We start from the raw sequence: 17864 nt of genomic DNA on the forward strand, positions 1-17864 counted from the left end.
CAGCACTTTCTTGAACTTCTAGATTGAAAGGGCGTGCCATTGCTTCCTCATGAGTCTTTTTCTTCCATGTTCTTTATTCTACAGTTCTATGCACGCTCATTTAGACTTGGTATTACAGGCTTTTTATCTATACAGTTAGCTGTTCAGTGTTATCAATCACGCCTGCCTTATTTGATACCTAAAACAGCACTAGTTAAGCCAATTGATAGCGAATCTGCCTATTCACCAGATGTATTAATATTAAACCAAACTAATTTGATGAACGAGCCTTTATGGCAACAAGAATCAACTGTGAGCTATGCAGAATCTATTCCCCTAGTTATTGAGGTCGTAAGTAGTAATTGGCGCGATGATTACTACAAAAAATATGGTGAATATGAGGGAATTGGCATTCGTGAATATTGGATTGTAGATTATTTAGGATTAGCTGCTAAAAAGTTTGTTGGCGACCCGAAACAACCGACTATTTCTATTTACTCGTTGGTTGATGATGAGTACCAAGTTAGACAATTTAAAGGTGATGATTACATCCAGTCGCCAACATTCCCAGAGTTAAATTTAACTGCAAAACAAATTTTTCAAGCAGGTAGTTAATTCAACCAAGGACGAGTAATTTTTTCTATTTCTGCGATTTCATCATTATTTAATGTCCAACCTAAGGCACCAGCATTTTGTTTGACTTGTTCGGCTGTTTTTACGCCAGCGATGGGAATCACATTACCTTGGGCAATTAACCAGTTTAGTGCGACTTGCGCCGGGGTGCGATCGCGTTTTTCTCCAATCTCACGTAATAAAGATATCACTGGGGCAATTTTTTCCAAGCCTTCTTTACCAAATTTTGGGTCTATCTTTCTAGCACCGCTTAATTTTTCGAGATTTTCCGGCGTGTATTTACCTGTGAGTAATCCTTGGGCTAGAGGACTGTAAGCTAAAATTGTCACACCAAGCTCACGGGCAGTTGCAATAATACCGCTACTTTCTACTTGGCGCGTAAGTAGAGAATAACGTACTTGGTTGACTGCTAAAGGAACGCCCCTCACTGCTAATATTTGATGGGCTTCTCGCATTTGGGCGGCTGAGTAATTACTAACACCGACTGCGGCAATTCTGCCTCGCTGCACTTCATCGGCTAAGGTGTTCATCAGTGTTTCTTGACTCAAAAAGAAAGCAAACGGCCAATGCACTTGATACAGTTCAATTCTCTCTAGTTGCAGACGCTTGAGGCTTTCTGTTAAGGCATCACTCACAGATTGTCCGGTAAATCGCCAAGGCAGAGGGCCGAATTTTGTGGCAACTTGCACAGGTTGGGTCGTTTGTTTAATGAATTGCCCTAAAAATTTTTCTGACAGTCCCATTCCATAAACTTCGGCGGTATCAAAAAAAGTAACACCCGCTTCTAACGCTGCTGTAAAGGCTGCTTGTAATTGTTCGGGGCCGTAGTCACTGCCATAATTCCAAAACAGTTTATCGCCCCAAGCCCAAGTTCCTATACATAAGGGTGGAACAGTCGGGACATTTTTGCCTAATGTGATAGTTTCCACGATCGCAATATCTACACGTTTACATTTCTTTACTTTTTTAGTGTAGCGTTAAGGACAAAAAGGCGAATAGGGCATTAGATATAGTTAATTAGGCAAAATTTTTCTGTTTTACTGAGTCCAATCCTCTAATACCAAGTCGGGAATTTGAGAAAAATCCTTATGGTTACGACTCACCATCACTGCATTTGTCGAAAGAGCAATCGCAGCTATTCGTAAATCTTTTTGTAGTCTTTTCTTATTTAATTGTTGGTTTTCTCTGAGTAACTTTTCATAGCAACTGTAGGCAGAATTGTCAAAGTTAAGTATTCTCACTCCTTTGAAATACTCTTGAGTAGTCCAAAGTTTTGTATAAAGGTTTACTAAATTTTTAGATTCAGTCCGGTCATTAATTTTGACTACCCAACCGTTAAAAATTTCTTGGACTGTGACAATTGTGATAGCCAAATTAGGATAAACTTGAGCAACTTTAGATATGACAGCTTGGTTTCCTTGAAGTAACAGCGAAACATGGTCTGTATCGAGTATATAAAGACTCATCCTACATTTCTCTAGTTAAATGGCACCCTCAGCTATTTAATCTTCATCTACTGCGTTACGTTCTGCTCTAAGACTATCGGCAATTTCAGTAAAATCTGTATCATCTTTAAATACACCTGCAAATTTCATCCAGGAATTTTCTACTTCGCTTTGATTTAACGAAATTTCTACTGGAATAATTTCTGTCTTTTCCAGACGAGTTGACAAAAGTTTTTTTAATTCTTGTACAGCTTGTTCTTGAGTCGGTGCTTCAATCCGAGTGTTGGGAAATTCCAAGACAGAAGCTAAGAAATTTCCTGCATCACTACGTTCTAGTAAAATGTGTAAATTTAAATTTCCTGATTGAGATAAATATGCGGAAGATAAATTGATAAGCATATATTTGCATAGAGGAATATTGAAAAATAACTTATTCTTCTACAAAGACTAGTTTAACTGAAATTAAGCTGTGTCAGTCTTTTGATGAAGTCAGCTATATATAAAGCTTCACTGCACTGCTACATTGCTATTTTAAGCCGTTCAATTACCACATCAAGGTCAGGCGATCACTTGATTGCAACTACCGCAATTTACCACCAGTTGACTTTAGCTACCGCCGATAACAAAAAATTTACGTTTGATTGTTATAGCCGGAGTGCGATCGCTCTTTACCTATGTATACTTGGAAAAACGTTGGAAAAGGTCTGTATATTCTTCAATTTTAATTTCATCGATATTTGACCCTAGACGTTGATAAAATTTTCCATCATACGGTACAGGTTCTCCAGCCTTTAAGCAAAATATAACTACACATTTATCATAATAACGAACTATTCTAATTTCTCTACCTATAGCGTCTTTAATTGCTTGAGGAATAGGTTCTGATTTAATTTGTTGAATTATCCAGCGATAAAAGTTATCAAGATTTCCTTGTAATCTGTTTGCTTCATGTTCTATTCCTGTTATCTTAAAATTTTTATAATCAACTGGCTCAATATTATGTAATTCTTTTATCCTTTGTGCTGTCTGATCGTTATCTGCTACTCCAACACAAATATAACCAGTTGCATTAGGAGAATGATTCGCCATTGCAGTTAGAGTTTGAATTATTTTGCTAAAACTTCTTTGGTCAAATGCTCCTGTTCGATTAAGTTGTGTAAAACCTTGTTTAAAATCATATAAAGCTTGTTCAGTTTTTGATTGAGTTAGTAAAGTTTCAAACTCTGTCAACCATGAATCTTTAGCAGGATCGTTATTATCTCTTTTTTTAAAAAATTTTCTAATAATACCTTTAACTTTGTCAATATTACGCCTTTTATTTTGATAGCTCCATGTCGGCCCGCTTGTAGTATTTATATCATTATTGATATTTTTTAAAGATTTTACTAATCCATCATAATCAGTTATTTCCATTTTTTCTGTAACTACTAAATCATAAAAACTTAAAAATATTATTTGAAAAGGGCGAGGCATATAATTAAGATTATTCAAACTAATTAATTCACAAAAGTTTTTATTAGATTCTTTTAATACTTCTCGAATATGGTTATAAATAATCATAAACTGTTTTTTGATAAAATCAGGCTGTTTTAACACTAGTAAAGTTTCTATCTTTTCCTGATTTTCACCATTTTTAAAACCATAATATTCATCTAACACAGAAGCACTACTTTTGGGTATTTCAGGGTAAAATATAATATAGGCAACAATATTAGCAACAATTTGTTCATCTTCTGACTGCCTAAGCATTTGTTTAGTTAATATTTTATTTCTTACCCAAAAAATATTATCAATCTTAATCCCATATTCGAGTTGTTTATTTGTAATACTAATTTTTTTCATCTCGTTAAGAAGAACAATATCTGAAGCTGATGCGTCTGATCTTATTTCACTTGAAATTACTCTTACTAAATTAGCAAATTTAGAAGTCGCTCCTGCTGAACGCAACTCCTGTTTTGATAGATGTTTACCATTAGAGTTTATTCTTCTAAAGATTTCGTCAACTTTATCATTATCATCGAATGAATAAACTGAGATAGGAAGAATATAACTGCCTATTATTTCACAGTATTCTCTTTCAAGAACAGGATTTTTTTGTACCAGTTTTTCTTGATCTAATCTGGATTTTGATTCCACCATTGTTTGCAGGTCAAAATATTTACCATCAATATCAAATTCTCCTTCGATAAAGGCAGTAATAGCATTTAATCTTTGCATCCCATCAATGATTTCAAATACGGATTTTTTGTCTTTTTCTGTTTCTGCTAATAAGATAATAGGGACAGGAAACCCTTGCAAAATTGAATCTATAAAAGCTCTTTTTTCTTCTATAGTCCAAACCAACTTTCTTTGATATCTTCTGTTAGCGTAAAAAAGATTATTTACATAAAAATTGTAAATTCTTTGTATACTTTCGCTTCTAATTGAAAGCTCTCTTTGAACAGGAGATGATTGAATATTTGTTGTACTCATAACTATTATTTTTCTCTGGATAAAAATTATTTTTGCGAAAAATTCAAAAAAATTAAAATACCCATCCGTGATACAACCACCTGCTAAATATAATTTCTGAATCAACTAAGAGGTGCGAACAATCACAATTGTTTGTAGCTTGGATGGAATACAGTTTAACCCAACAAACAATATTGGGAAACATCAAGTTTCTCAACCACAATATCTCACAAGAGTGTTCTTGCTTTGCTTTTTTAGCTATTGCGTATTATGTAAATAATTTTACTTAAGCCCTTTAGATTTTTGCAAGTGGCTAACAAAGTAGGGCTGCCATAAATCCTTCAAAAAGTATCTGGAGTACCCTGCTACCTAGTCCTGACTCCATTCAAGCGATGAAAGCACCTCTACCACCAAACCCAGAAATTACTGCGCCGAAATAGCTGGGTTTTTGGAATATCGAACAGTTTATCTTTAATTAAAGAGAGACTATTTTGGTAAACCATCAGAAAAAACAGTTATGGCAAGCGGTGAAGTGTTTGATAGTGAAACAAAATACCCAGTTGCGCCAAGGGTCAATTTACCGACTATGTTTCGGCTTGGCTTGTTTCAAATGGGGCTGAGTATGATGTCGATTTTGACTCTGGGAGTACTCAACAGGGTCATGATTCAAGAAATAGCGATTCCGGCGACGTTGGTAGCGTTGGTGCTGGCTTTACCTGCGTTTGTGTCGCCTTCGCGGATTTGGTTTGGTCAGATATCGGATGCGAAGCCTTTGTGGGGTTATCACCGGACAGCTTATGTATGGGTAGGGGCGGCGATATTTGCGATCGCGGCTTTTTTAGCGGTACAAGTAATGTGGCAGTTAAATAATGCTGCAAGTATTTCTGGTGGCTGGACTTGGACAACTGACACTATCAGCTGGACTGCGCTGCTATCTTTAATTTTTGCAATTTACGGTTTGGCAATTTGCGCTAGTGGTACAGCTTTCGCGGCTTTATTGGTGGATGTGTCGGAAGAAGATAACCGTTCTAAAGTCGTGGGTGTAGTTTGGTCAATGCTGATGGTGGGAATCATTGTCGGCGCAATTATTAGTTCTAGCTTACTCAGGCAATTAACTCCAGAAGCAACTCCAGAAACATTACAGGCATCAATCAACCGATTATTTACAATTGTGCCAGCGATTGTCTTTGGATTGGCGATCGCAGCCACATTCGGTGTTGAAAAAAAATACTCCCAATACGCCAACCGTTCTACATTAGTCAACCGCGAAGACAGCATCACTCTAAATGCAGCGTGGAAAATCTTAACCGCCAGTCCCCAAACAGGTTTGTTTTTCACCTTTTTGGTGGTGATGACGCTGTGCTTGTTTATGCAAGACCCAATTTTAGAACCTTATGCGGGTCAGGTGTTTAAAATGCCTTTGGCGGAAAGCACCAAATTGAATATTTATTACGGTATGGGTTTGCTAGTTGCTTACGCTGTGGCTGGATTTTTGATTGTGCCACGTTTGGGTAAACGCCGCAGCGCCAGGTTAGGTTGTATGTTGGTGGCTTTATGTGCCGCATTGCTAGGAATTTCGGGATTTACAGCCAATGTAGCTTTCTTAAAATTTGGGTTGGTGTTGTTTGGTTTAGCGACTGGTTTCTTAACTACAGCAGCAATTAGCTTGATGTTGGATTTAACCGCCGCCGAAGCCGCCGGGACGTTTATTGGTGCGTGGGGACTGGCGCAGTCGATTTCTAGGGGTCTTGCCGTGGTAATTGGCGGTACACTTTTGGATATTGGTCGCAGAACTTTGCCCAGTTTGGAACTAGCTTATGGGCTGGTTTTTGCCTTAGAAGCAGTGGGAATGGTACTTTCAATTGGTTTCCTCAACCGCGTCAACATTACAGAATTTCAAACTAGTACCAAGCAAGCGATCGCATCTGTCTTAGAAAGCGATCTAGACTAATTAAAATTTGGTGTATTGGTATGAGGGTAAGGCAAAAGGAAAAAGGCAAAAGTAAAAAAAATCTTTTACCTTTTTACTTTTAACTTTTTCCTTAATTAATTCATTCCCGCGTATTCAAATGAATGATTTTTGGTTAACGGTGCTTGATTTTGCCCAGACTACAACTACCAGGGTGGGCAAACAACTAATGCAAGATTTTGGACAGGTGCAGGCTTTACAAAAAGCTGATGGTAGTTTGGTAACACGCGCTGATAAATGGGCAGATCAAGAAATTCGGGATGCGATCGCCGCTAATTTTTCTGGTTATGGTATTCTCAGCGAAGAAGCTGACAAGACCTTTCCGGGTACAGAATGGTGTTGGGTAATTGACCCCTTGGATGGGACAACGAATTTTACCCGTGGTATTCCGATTTGGTCGATTTCTTTGGCTTTGCTGTATCAAGGTACGCCTGTTTTTGGTTATATCCACGTACCGCCATTAGGGCAAACTTTCCACGGTTTTTGGCAAGGTACATCTGGTTTAGCCACACCCACTGGCGCATTTCTCAACAATCATCCCATACATACCAGTGCGGATGCTCCCAGCAGTAATCACTTTTTTAACCTTTGTTCCCGCAGTACAGCAGTTATCCAACCAAAATTTCCTTGCAAAATTCGGATGTTGGGAGTGGCGAGTTATAACTTTCTCACCGTTGCGACTGGCGCAGTGTTGGGTGGAATTGAAGCGACACCAAAAGTTTGGGACTTAGCCGGCGCTTGGGTAATTGTGCAAGCGGCTGGTGGGAGTTGGAAGTCTCTCAAGTCTGAGCCATTTCCGTTGATTGCAGGCGAAGATTATAGCGATCGCTCTTATCCTACTTTAGTTCTCAGCCGTTTAGAATTGGCTCCTGTGTTTGAACCATTTCTCAAAGAGTTGAAAATTTGACATTCATCAAAACACTGATAGAACAAGCCTAGACCCATCTTTTGGGTTTAGGCTTTTTTGCTTTAGTTCACGAAATTATGAATCTAACTCTAATAATCCTGATTGGGTTGAAGACCTAGTGAAACTTATAAGTTACATAATCTAACCCTGACTCAGTAATCAAACATAGGTGTATGTTATCCAATCTAGAGCTAATCCGTGAGTTCGTAGACAAAAGCATCCAAAAAAAAGACATTTTATTATCTAACTCTGCTTTAACAGCACAAACCGTCTATAAAACTAATCAACTAACAGCAAAATCTCAAGGTGTAATTGCTACCGCCAATTTAAATCATCCAGCTTCGGAGTTTTTAGTTCAGCCAAATTCATCTCATTGGGAATCGATAAATCAGACATTATTAGATTATAGTTATCTGATCAAAGGCGAGATAGACAATCGCGGTTTTTATCATTATCAATATTGCAAAGTGCCGAAGGGATACCAGATGCACTGTACTCAATCTGTATTGCTATGGCGTGCTTGGTGGAAATACCGTAAACAGGTTTTAAGAAGTACTATTCCTTTAGATTTGCTCATTCAAAATCGTGATTCTTGGTATCCCATCCGAGATTTGATTATTAGTGATGGTTTGCTTTATATCAAAACTTTAGGCAGTGAAATCGCCGTTCATTCCGAAGATTTGATAATTTGGTTAAGTAAATTTGAAATTAATTTCTCTCAAGAGAAGACTGAATTTGCTCAGGTTGAGAAAAATTTGGCAATGCAGAGTTAAACACAAAGTAATTAGAACAGTCTAAACACCTCCCTTCCCTTGTCTACCTTGTCTCCCTTGTCCTCCTTGTCCCCCTTCCCCAATCAGACTGCTATACTACCGGTGAGTACAGTATCTACCAGTGAAGTAGTATGAAAGGACTCTGGCTTGAAAACCAACAACTGCAACTACGCACAGATATTCCAGTTCCAGAACCGCAATTAGGGGAAGCGTTGGTACGGGTTGTGCGAGCGGGAATTTGTAATACTGACCTGGAATTGCAGCGTGGTTACTATCCATATACTGGGATTTTGGGACATGAATTTGTTGGTGTTGTGGAACAAGGCCCAGAGAACTTAATTAATCAACGGGTAGTAGGCGAAATTAACGCCGCCTGTGGTCATTGTCGCTTCTGTCTTCGAGGACAGCCGACGCACTGCGAAAATCGTACAGTACTGGGTATTGTGAACCGTCACGGGGCTTTTGCAGATTATCTGTGTTTACCCGTAAAAAACTTACATCCTGTACCGGATAATGTGCCTACAGATGTTGCAACTTTTACTGAGCCTCTAGCAGCCGCTTTGGAAATTCAACAGCAAGTGGTTGTTTGTCCCGATGACCGCGTGTTAGTGGTGGGAGATGGTAAACTTGGTCAACTGGTAGCGCAAACACTGGCGTTAACTAATTGTCAGTTGTTGGTGGTGGGTCGTCATCTTGAAAAACTGGCGAACTTAGCCGCGAGAGGAATTAAAACGGGTTTAGTTGATGCAGTTCAAGATAAAGCTTTTGATATTTCTGTAGATTGTACAGGGAATCCCGAAGGATTTGCGATCGCTCGTCGTGCTTTACGCCCCCGTGGTACTCTAGTCATGAAAAGTACCTACGCAGGCAACCTGAGTTTAGATGCTTCGTCTTTGGTGGTAGACGAAATCACCCTCATTGGTTCCCGTTGTGGCCCGTTCCCGGCAGCACTAGAATTATTAGCAGCAGAAAAAGTAGACGTAAAACCTTTAATTCATGCCCATTATTCCCTGACAGAAGGTCTTACAGCTTTTACAGAAGCTCAACGTCGGGGCGTGTTAAAAGTGTTGTTGGAGATTGGTAAAGTATGAAGTGTGAAGTGTGAAGTATGAAATTGAGAACACCCTCATACCCATAAACCCCTACACCCATACACCCGCACACCCCCACACCCTAATACAAATAAGGATTCGTCTTTGGCTGATAGTCCATACAGTTGATTGCGTCTTCAGTATTGGCGACAGAAGGGTGTACAGTACATTTGAGGCGATAGTCATCGGTAAAAAACTGGCACCCAGGACAGGGAATTTGGTGCATTTGTTTAGCTGTAGCGACACTATCTCGTGCTGTACTCCACAAACTCCACGCCACGAGAATCATTAAACCCCATGCTACAACAAAACAAATAGGTACTAAAAATTTTTGCATCCCGTGAATGAGAAATATTATTGCTTCCAACACGGCTAGTCCTGAATAAAAATCAACGCTTAGAAGTTATGTTATCGCAGTGCTGAGGGCTAAGTGCTAAGTCATAAGTAGGATTTAGCGTCATTTCAATCACTGTGAGTTAGCCCATTTTAGAATAAAATCCGACTTAAAAACCAAACGCCAGAAATCCACCATCAACAGCAATACATTGTCCTGTAATGTTAAGATGCGGTGGGCATACAGAGAAAAGCTGTAATGCTTGCGACTTCTTCCGGTTGACCTACCCGCTTCATTGGGGTACGAGAAAGGACTGTATTTAAAGTTTCAGGGTTTTCCAGTAGAGGTTCAGTGAGGGGAGTTTGAATAAACCAGGGTGCGATCGCATTAACACGAATGTGATCACTTGCCCATTCTACAGCCAGCGATCGCGTTAACTGCACAAGTGCGGCTTTGGTCATGCCATAAGGTGCGCCAGTGCGAACACAAATCAGTCCAGCCACAGAACTGATGTTGACAATACTGCTGTTTTCACTGGTTTTTAGTAAGGGATAAAACAGTCGAGAAAGTTCAATGAATTGAGTTTTTAATGAAAATGCGCTTCCACAATTTGTCGATAAAAATTTTCTAACCCCGTAACACAAGCCTGGTCATCAAATAGTAAATGATGACGCTGGCTAATTTTTTCAGCGATGTGGTTTCGCCAAGTTGAATCTAGCCCCAACTTAACGGCGATATCAATATATTCTGCTTCATTGGCGGCGATGGTTTCAGTTACTCCCAGCATTTTGAAAAAGCTATCTGAGTGACGACCACGCATAAATTCTCCTGGACAAGTAACAACAGGAAGATTACACGCGATCGCTTCTAAGGTAGTATTACCACCAGACCAAGTAAAAGTATCCAAATAAACATCTGATAATAAGTTAATCATCAGATAATCTAGGCGTTCGGGAATATTCAAAAATACGCAATAATCTTCACTAATTAAACCTATCGCTGCAAAAGCTCGTTCTAGGCGCGACCGAAGTAAAGTTCCTCTCAAAAATACAAATTTAGCTTGCGGCACACGACTGGCTATTTCTGCCAAAATAAAATCATATTGGGGTAAATATTTAAACGGTGCTTGGCAACATAAATAAATCACCGCATCATCTGGAAGGTGAAAATCTGAACGAGTTTTGATGATTGGTGGAATATAAGGTTTAGGATAAGATACACCAATATTAGGTAAACGAATTAGTTTTTCCGAATAATGTTCTTGGGCATTTTCCGGTTCCATTAACTCACTTGATAAGAAATAATCAATTGTTGGTAAACCAGTTGTTACCGGATGTCCCCAAGCTACACACTGCACAGGCGCAAGTCTGAGTGCAGCAATTTGCATCGTTTGTGGGTTCATGCCAATTTCTGGAAACACTAAAATATGTAAATTATCAGCAATTACTTGTTCACAAACTCCCGGCAAGTTATAAGGAATATGATGAAAAATATCACTATATTCTTGAAATTGTTCTGTAACTGGATCTGGGTCATTACCTGTATAGTAACAATAAATTTCAAAGTCTTGATGATTACAATAACGTAGCCAACCAGTTAACCATAATGTGCCACTATAAGAATGTAAATAATGTGAAAGATAGCCAATGCGAATTTTTTGCTGTGGCTGGAGTTTTGGCATAGATAAAGGCGCAACCCATTGGGGATAATTAGCCGCCATAATGTCATGCACTAACTGTCCATATTGACGTTGCAAATCTCGGTCATTTTGGGCTTGATAAGATAAATAAAAGTTAGTCAGGCGACCTATACCATTGAAAGCATTAGTTTTTTCTTCTAAAGTGTTTAAGCTTGTTTGTGCAATTAAGTCTTGCAAGCCTTGGGTATAACGCTGACGATAAAAGTCTATTTCATCCACATAATTATAAATGCTAGGTACTGTTAAATACTTTAGAAGTTTAAAAGTATAATCATCTGGTAAGCATATACAAGCATGTTCCGCACTAACAATTGCTTCCTGTGTTCGACCATCACGCCGCAAATCGATAATTAAAGAAAAATGCAAACTCCCTTCTGTGGGATAGAGTGCGATCGCCTGATGTAGTGTTGTATAATAAGCCTCAGTTTGCTGAGAACTTCTGTAACAATGAATTAAATTCCTGTAAATTTCTAAGTTATTGATTTGCAATTCTAGCAGTTTTTGATATTGTGCGATCACCCCTTGCCAATTTCTTATTTGAAATAATCTATTTGCTAAATCATAAATCAGTTGCACTATTGAGATATTACCAAATTCATCAATTGCATATTCGGGAATATTAGCGACTGATTCTTGATTAATATTATCTAAAATAATTCGTGCATTAACTTGATGAAATATCATCTCCCATTGCTGAAAATCCGAACTATCAACTAAGGAAATTTCACAGCCTGTACTAATATCAGCATCATCCATCATCAGCAGATTCATTAATACACCAGACAATACTAAATTAGCAACATCTTCCGCAACATCGCTAATATCAATCATTAAATTTATCTGACTACTAGCAGGATGATTATTGACTGCCTGAATTACGTTTTCTAAATCTTGACAAAGATTATCTTCTGCCTGTGACCAGTCAAGAAAAACAATTATATTAATATTATTAGTATTTAGGAAATTGAAATCATTACTCAATTCTTCTGTGGTGCTAATCAAGTTATCTTCTCCTTCTTTTTAAACTAGAGTGAGTGCCTTAATACTAAAGCACTCACTATTAACTAAAATTATTCAAACTGTTAGTTCACACTTTATAAAACACAAAGTTGATTAATAAAATTTTCTAGTTCACAAGCTAGTATTGTCTGTATTGGAAGTTCTGCCAAAACTGCCTTATCTTCATGTTCTAAAATAATTCGGCTGCTGAGGCGAGGTAATAAAGCTTGCCATTGAATATCTGCTAAACTGCCAACCAAAGCAATTTCTAATCCCTCGCTGATATCCAAATCTTCTTCCATCAGCAGATTCATAGTAATGCCAGAAAGTAACAGTTCTGCATCCCCAGTAGAACTATTACTTGTGTAAATTAATAAAGTAGTTTTTTGACTATCAGGATAAGTTGCGATCGCCTTAATTACAGATTCCAATTCTAAACCAAGCAACTCTTCCGATTGCGACCAATCAGGGAAAACAATAACATTAATTTCCTTCAACTTCAAAGACAACAGACTAGCATTAATCAAACTAGAACTGACAATATCAGCCATTTTAGTCCAAGAAAACTTTTGCGCTTGCGCCAAACCAGCCTCAATCAATGCTTGACGAATCCTCGGCTTTTGGACATCACATAAAGCATTTACCATTCCATCTACATCATTATCCTTCACATATATTGCCGCCTCTCCTGCTACTTCTGGAATTGAAGCATTAGGACAAGTAATGACAGGACAACCACAAGCCATTGCTTCAACAATTGGCATCCCAAAACCTTCATATTTAGAAGGATAAACCAACGCCACTGCACCAGAATAAGCCGTTGCTAACTCCTCATCACTAAGTTGCAACATATAAACAGAACTACCTGATGTACAAGCTCTAAATTCTGATGCTAATATCCCACCACTACCTGTACAAATAATATCGAATCCATAGCTATTAGCAAGCTGAGAAAACGCTTGGAAGAACAGCATCCCATTCTTATAACCATTACCAGCTCCAACTAAAATAAAGTAAGGTTTTGTAATGCCATACTTCGATTTAAAACTATTAACATCTTCAGATTGTGCTGGCGAAAAGGTGCTACTAACTCCACAATGAGCAACAGTAATAGACTCTACAGATATCTCAGGAAAGCAGTTTGATAAATCACGCGCTGTATATGCTGAAATGGCAATGTAAGCAGATGCGTGCTGAATAGCTTCATGTTTGACTTGCCACATAGGATTATCCATATTCCATCCCATAACTTCTGGAATCATGTCATAAGCCATAAATACAGAAGGTGTTATTAATGGTGTTGTATAGTAAGAAGAAATAAATAAATCTACCCCTTCTTCATCACATATATGCTGTAGTATTTCCCTGTCATTATCAGTCTTATCATAATCGTAACTTGTGATATTTAAATATCTAATACCGGGAAATTTAGGCGCAGTTCCAGCACGATCAAGAACAATCAAATGTTGAGCAAAGCTGTTCTTAGTCCATTCTTCTAGTAAAGATTTCCAGACACGAGCTATTCCAGTTTGATAGAGTTGAAAGAACACCCCATCTACTAATATTTTTGGATTTTTAGTACTATATTCATTGCTTTCATTAACCGAGATAAAATTGTTATGATGTCTACTGATGAGTGAAAAGACTGCTTTTGAGTAATCATTTTGAAGTAGAGACTGTTTATTGAATGGTTCTATAGGTGAATGGCACAGACTATTAAACAACTCTGGAGGTAAAGTTTGTTCAGTTAATAGATGTAAAGATGAGCCATCTGAGTACAAATTTAAATTATATTTCTCCGCAATTTTTGACAAACTTTTAACGGTATATATAGAGATATGCTGTCCGTCATGAGGTGAATAATACCACCACTCATTAGGCTTAGGATTATTTTGAGGTAGAATTTCTGTACTAAATAAAATATTTTTGGAAATTTTCAAAATATTTTCAATTTCTTCTATTGGGTTACTAAAATGCTCAAAAACTTCAAAAGCAGTTACTAATTCATAAGTGGTATGTTTATCTAAATCAAATTCAAAACCTTTAGCAAATAAGTTAGTGCAGAATTTATCATCCCAATAAAAATCAAATCCCAAATCTCTCATCATTCTGACGAATAGACCATAGCCACCTCCATAGTCTAAAAACTTTGCTTCATGATTAAAGAGATTTACTATAATATGAGCAGTTCTACGTGATAAATTGTTGTTGCGGAACACCAAACCAACATCGGTACGAGCTATAGCATCCGAGTAAGCTTCATCTAACCAATAAGGTTCTTCTGTTTGCACAAATCCACAATCAGAACATTGAAAATAATCAACATCATACTGACCGAGTATAATACTTTTAGCAAAGATATGTGTATCAGATTCGCACACTTTGCATTTCATAGGTATAGCTTGAATTAAGCTTTGTACTACAGGTAATATTTGATTAAAATTCCATACTTGTTTCTGCACATTTTTTAAGTTTGGTAAATAAAAATGTGGCATTCCATCTTGCGGTGTGATTTCAGAATATTTCAGAACTTTTTGTTTTCGCTTTGATTCACTATTCACCAATAAATCTAGATGATATATACTCAGACTATGTAAACCTTTAGCTGGAGAATTAAATCCTTGAGGAAGTTCATGAATACGACCTTTATAGGTAACATGCTTAGAATGTTTAAATAGACGACCTTGCCAATCTGGATAGTGTGGAGAACTAGAAATATAATGTTTTAGGCTAAATGGAGTAATCCATTTTCTTGGAAGCCAAAAATTATCTGTCTCCTTGCTGGAGGTTGTTTTAATATATTGCAAGAAATCTAAAGTTACCTTGTCAATGAATTCATCTGCATCTAGAATAAACACCCAATCAGATGTTACATAAGATAAAGATATATTTCTCTGTAACGCAAAATCTCCTTGCCATTTTGAATGTATGAGTTTTGCTCCATAACGTAAAGCTATTTCGCAAGTAGAGTCAGTACTGCCACCATCAACAATTATTAACTCATCATAAACATTTTGCAGAGATTCTAGAGCAATAGCTAATGTATTTTCTACATTCTGCACAATCATACACACAGCAAGACTAGCGCCCACAGAATCACTTTCTTTATGAACCTTTTCTAATGATTTTTCTGTTTTATCTTGAGTGGATTCTGTATCTACACAGAGATGGCTTTGATTAGAAGAAGTTTTTGTATCAAACTGTGATTGAATTTGTTCTTCTGAATCTTGAAGTTTTTCTAAGACTACTAAAATTCCATTATTAGCAAAGTACTTTCTTCCTGGATATAAAGTTTCAAGTTGCTGCTGAATTTCTTCAGGGATTGAACATAAACCTATAGGATCAAATCTTTTAATTGTAAAAGAGCTTTGATTTATAAAGTCTAGATAATCCTCGGTAAAAAAGCGATTAATATGTCCAGAATTATAAACATGGTACATCATTAAATCTACAGCTTCTTTATCTGTAAATTGATAAAGATGATGACAAAGCTCTGGAGGACGCATTAGCAGATGTCCCCAAGGAGGAATAGGAGAGTTTTGAAAATCAAAACTTTTTCCTTTGGAGTCTGTAATTGTAGGTAAATGATGTCCATCATGAGCAGACCAAATAGGAGAAAAAACTGAAAAAAGCTGACCTCCTGGTTTTAAGGATAAAAACATTTTCTCTAAGGACGTGGGAAACTTATGAATGTGTTCAAATGCAGCTATAGAAAAAACTAAATCATATTTATTGTAATATTCAGGGGGTAATTCTTCTATATTTGCTGCATAAAAGGCGTACTTTTCACCATTTATATTCTTATTCTCAGTAAAATCTACTTTTTCTTCATTCGATAGATGACGCAATATCGAAGCTTGTGAAATATTACTAACTCCTTTAAGAGCATCTTCATATTCGGGAGACTCAACAGCAGTCCAAGTTTTAGCGTGTAAATAATCGAAGACAAATTCTCTGGGCAAACTTCCACCAACTTCTAAAACATTCTTATCTGCAAACCCCACTAATTCTTCACACCATAAAGCAAAATTTACATGATAAGAAAGATTAAATTGTTCTTGGCACTCTGATATATTAGATTGAGTAAGTTTTTTTGTCATATATTTTGTCTACCTAAATAATTACTATTTTTTTTTAAATAGAGATTCTCTCTTACTTACCTTGCTGCTTTTTTACCTGCTCCAAAACAGTTTTATAATCTTGTCTGTCAGGATGCAGTTTAACTAGCTTTTCCATAATCTCTATCGCTCCTTTGGGATCTTTTAAATGCACTCTAGCTATGGCTAATTTCTCTAAAGCTGCTTGGTTGTTTGGTTCTCGTTGCAAAACTAGTTCATAACCCCGTGCTTGTTCCTGTAAAGAAGACTCAACAGATACACTCTTAGTCTGAGCCTGTTGATGAGCTTGTGGTATTCCACTAATCACACCAAATACCGTAGAACCAACGAAAGAGGCTAAACCTACTACCGTTAAAATCCTTTTCTTTCGATCTATTTTCCTTTGGCGGGAAATAATGTAATCATCCCCAGAACTAGACATGTCTCAATAGTTGCTGTTAAAAATACTGAGATACCAGCAAGCCTCCAGTTATCAGATTACCCAGCACCCCAGGGGAACTAACATTATGGTTGTAAAGTTTTGAAAATTATTCAGGAGGTACGTAAGGATTATTTGAATGGGGACTTGCAATCATTTGGGATGAGGAAAGGGAGACAAGGGGGACAAGGCTTCGCCGTGAGCTTCAACCGAACGGTGTAGGTGTTCAAAACCTTTACACCCTCATATCCTCAAGCCCTTACACCCATTATTCAAGACAAGTTTTGTGTGCTATTTTAATCTCTGCTAAAGAATTAATTTTCTATAAATTTTTGTAATAAATCTATCTAACGTCAGATGTTTGCGATATTGTATATTACGTCTAAATATACGCGGTAAACTCTCCTTAGCCGTGTCTTAAATGACTTCAAACCAGCCTAAAATCCTTGTTTTTCAACAAGTACTCACATACTCATGGCTGATGTAGATAAAATTCTGCAAATTCAACTTGTGTTATCAATGCAACTTTCAAAACAGTTAATTTTTTCGTGACGCATAGACGATCGCTTGTGAGTAAAAATGTCAGTTTTGTGGTGGTAATTACCGTACAAAACCGAATTTATGCCAAAACAAGCAGGGTTTGTTATGGTATAGTTAGAAAGTTAAGACTAGCTTTACCAATTCCAACGCTCTACGCATCGATAATAATTGCCTAGCGGAAAGCAGTTTTGATTAAGCATTTACCTAAACGAAATCTGAACTTAATCATAGGTTATGACTCAGCAAGTAATTCACCCAATGGTGAAATTGCAGCGTAACGTGCAATCACTCGTAGAATCAAATATCATCAAACCCACTGATAGCATTTGGAAGATTGCCTTTCTCTATGGCAATGACTGGCAGCACTGGAAACAGGAACTGTTGGATTTTGGCTTCAGTATGCAAGACCCAATCAGTGAACTGTTGGCAGTGGAAGCGTGGGATGAAGAGTAGGGAATAGGGAATAGGAAGTAGGGACTAAGAAAAATCACGACTCCCTACTCACGAC

Annotated in this window: 14 protein-coding genes and 1 pseudogene; 6 read left to right on the forward strand and 9 right to left on the reverse strand. The window is 37.5% G+C overall.

Annotation, left to right across the window (positions count from 1 at the left end; all coding sequences use genetic code 11):
* Positions 1-66 precede the first annotated feature (66 nt).
* Entirely contained in the window at positions 67-594 is a 528-nt protein-coding gene (locus H6G74_RS26395; protein WP_190970469.1) for a Uma2 family endonuclease, read from the forward strand.
* On the opposite strand, the gene H6G74_RS26400 is transcribed toward H6G74_RS26395, so the two are convergent.
* The 4 genes from H6G74_RS26400 to H6G74_RS26415 all read right to left on the reverse strand — a co-directional run bounded on the left by H6G74_RS26400 (position 591) and on the right by H6G74_RS26415 (position 4529).
* Positions 591-1541 carry an aldo/keto reductase gene (locus H6G74_RS26400; protein ID WP_190970470.1) on the reverse strand — a complete coding sequence of 317 codons (951 nt, stop codon included), beginning with the start codon at positions 1539-1541 and terminating at the stop codon, positions 591-593. The two genes, H6G74_RS26395 and H6G74_RS26400, sit on opposite strands and share 4 nt — an antisense overlap.
* A gap of 108 nt (positions 1542-1649) precedes the next feature.
* The gene (locus tag H6G74_RS26405; protein ID WP_190970471.1) at positions 1650-2078 is read right to left on the reverse strand and encodes a type II toxin-antitoxin system VapC family toxin; all 429 of its coding nucleotides are present in this window, start codon (positions 2076-2078) and stop codon (positions 1650-1652) included.
* A gap of 36 nt (positions 2079-2114) precedes the next feature.
* Entirely contained in the window at positions 2115-2456 is a 342-nt protein-coding gene (locus tag H6G74_RS26410) for a hypothetical protein (protein WP_190970472.1), read from the reverse strand.
* A 273-nt stretch (positions 2457-2729) separates the two neighbouring features.
* A complete protein-coding gene (locus H6G74_RS26415) occupies positions 2730-4529 on the reverse strand; it encodes a GmrSD restriction endonuclease domain-containing protein (protein ID WP_190970473.1) in 1800 nt (599 codons plus the stop codon).
* A gap of 496 nt (positions 4530-5025) precedes the next feature.
* Here H6G74_RS26415 and H6G74_RS26420 point away from each other — a divergent pair, with 496 nt between their 5' ends.
* The 4 genes from H6G74_RS26420 to H6G74_RS26435 all read left to right on the forward strand — a co-directional run bounded on the left by H6G74_RS26420 (position 5026) and on the right by H6G74_RS26435 (position 9248).
* Entirely contained in the window at positions 5026-6459 is a 1434-nt protein-coding gene (locus H6G74_RS26420) for a BCD family MFS transporter (protein WP_190970474.1), read from the forward strand.
* Between the two features lie 118 nt (positions 6460-6577).
* A complete protein-coding gene (locus H6G74_RS26425) occupies positions 6578-7384 on the forward strand; it encodes an inositol monophosphatase family protein (RefSeq protein WP_190970475.1) in 807 nt (268 codons plus the stop codon).
* Positions 7385-7557: 173 nt separating this feature from the next.
* Positions 7558-8157: a hypothetical protein gene (locus H6G74_RS26430; protein ID WP_190970476.1), complete on the forward strand. Its 600-nt coding sequence runs from the start codon at positions 7558-7560 to the stop codon at positions 8155-8157.
* A gap of 131 nt (positions 8158-8288) precedes the next feature.
* Positions 8289-9248: an MDR/zinc-dependent alcohol dehydrogenase-like family protein gene (locus tag H6G74_RS26435; RefSeq protein WP_190970477.1), complete on the forward strand. Its 960-nt coding sequence runs from the start codon at positions 8289-8291 to the stop codon at positions 9246-9248.
* Positions 9249-9330: 82 nt separating this feature from the next.
* Here the strand turns inward: H6G74_RS26435 and H6G74_RS26440 are convergent, their stop codons facing one another.
* The 5 genes and pseudogenes from H6G74_RS26440 to H6G74_RS26460 all read right to left on the reverse strand — a co-directional run bounded on the left by H6G74_RS26440 (position 9331) and on the right by H6G74_RS26460 (position 16819).
* Positions 9331-9618, reverse strand: a complete 288-nt coding sequence (locus tag H6G74_RS26440; RefSeq protein WP_190970478.1) for a hypothetical protein — start codon at positions 9616-9618, stop codon at positions 9331-9333.
* 133 nt (positions 9619-9751) lie between these two features.
* Positions 9752-10166 (reverse strand): annotated as a pseudogene (locus H6G74_RS26445) (SDR family oxidoreductase); the annotation flags it as partial.
* Positions 10167-10168: 2 nt separating this feature from the next.
* Positions 10169-12283: an O-linked N-acetylglucosamine transferase, SPINDLY family protein gene (locus tag H6G74_RS26450; RefSeq protein ID WP_199341130.1), complete on the reverse strand. Its 2115-nt coding sequence runs from the start codon at positions 12281-12283 to the stop codon at positions 10169-10171.
* Between the two features lie 92 nt (positions 12284-12375).
* Positions 12376-16380: a methyltransferase domain-containing protein gene (locus H6G74_RS26455; protein WP_190970479.1), complete on the reverse strand. Its 4005-nt coding sequence runs from the start codon at positions 16378-16380 to the stop codon at positions 12376-12378.
* A 52-nt stretch (positions 16381-16432) separates the two neighbouring features.
* On the reverse strand, positions 16433-16819 hold the full coding sequence (locus H6G74_RS26460) for a tetratricopeptide repeat protein (RefSeq protein WP_190970480.1): 387 nt from the start codon (positions 16817-16819) through the stop codon (positions 16433-16435).
* A 771-nt stretch (positions 16820-17590) separates the two neighbouring features.
* On the opposite strand from H6G74_RS26460, the gene H6G74_RS26465 reads away from it, so the two are divergent.
* Complete coding sequence (locus tag H6G74_RS26465) at positions 17591-17809, forward strand: DUF4327 family protein (RefSeq protein ID WP_062291811.1); 219 nt, start codon at positions 17591-17593, stop codon at positions 17807-17809.
* The last annotated feature ends 55 nt before the right edge of the window (positions 17810-17864 follow it).

Origin of the sequence: Nostoc spongiaeforme FACHB-130, from assembly GCF_014698475.1 — a bacterium.
In the GTDB taxonomy this organism is placed as follows: Bacteria; Cyanobacteriota; Cyanobacteriia; order Cyanobacteriales; family Nostocaceae; genus Nostoc_B; species Nostoc_B spongiaeforme.

Coding starts and splice junctions, on each gene's coding strand:
- H6G74_RS26395 (WP_190970469.1), top strand. CDS start 67: ATGTTCTTTATTCTACAGTTCTATGCACGCTCATTTAGACTTGGTATT.
- H6G74_RS26405 (WP_190970471.1), bottom strand. CDS start 2,078: ATGAGTCTTTATATACTCGATACAGACCATGTTTCGCTGTTACTTCAA.
- H6G74_RS26410 (WP_190970472.1), bottom strand. CDS start 2,456: ATGCTTATCAATTTATCTTCCGCATATTTATCTCAATCAGGAAATTTA.
- H6G74_RS26415 (WP_190970473.1), bottom strand. CDS start 4,529: ATGAGTACAACAAATATTCAATCATCTCCTGTTCAAAGAGAGCTTTCA.
- H6G74_RS26420 (WP_190970474.1), top strand. CDS start 5,026: ATGGCAAGCGGTGAAGTGTTTGATAGTGAAACAAAATACCCAGTTGCG.
- H6G74_RS26425 (WP_190970475.1), top strand. CDS start 6,578: ATGAATGATTTTTGGTTAACGGTGCTTGATTTTGCCCAGACTACAACT.
- H6G74_RS26430 (WP_190970476.1), top strand. CDS start 7,558: ATGTTATCCAATCTAGAGCTAATCCGTGAGTTCGTAGACAAAAGCATC.
- H6G74_RS26435 (WP_190970477.1), top strand. CDS start 8,289: ATGAAAGGACTCTGGCTTGAAAACCAACAACTGCAACTACGCACAGAT.
- H6G74_RS26455 (WP_190970479.1), bottom strand. CDS start 16,380: ATGACAAAAAAACTTACTCAATCTAATATATCAGAGTGCCAAGAACAA.
- H6G74_RS26460 (WP_190970480.1), bottom strand. CDS start 16,819: ATGTCTAGTTCTGGGGATGATTACATTATTTCCCGCCAAAGGAAAATA.
- H6G74_RS26465 (WP_062291811.1), top strand. CDS start 17,591: ATGACTCAGCAAGTAATTCACCCAATGGTGAAATTGCAGCGTAACGTG.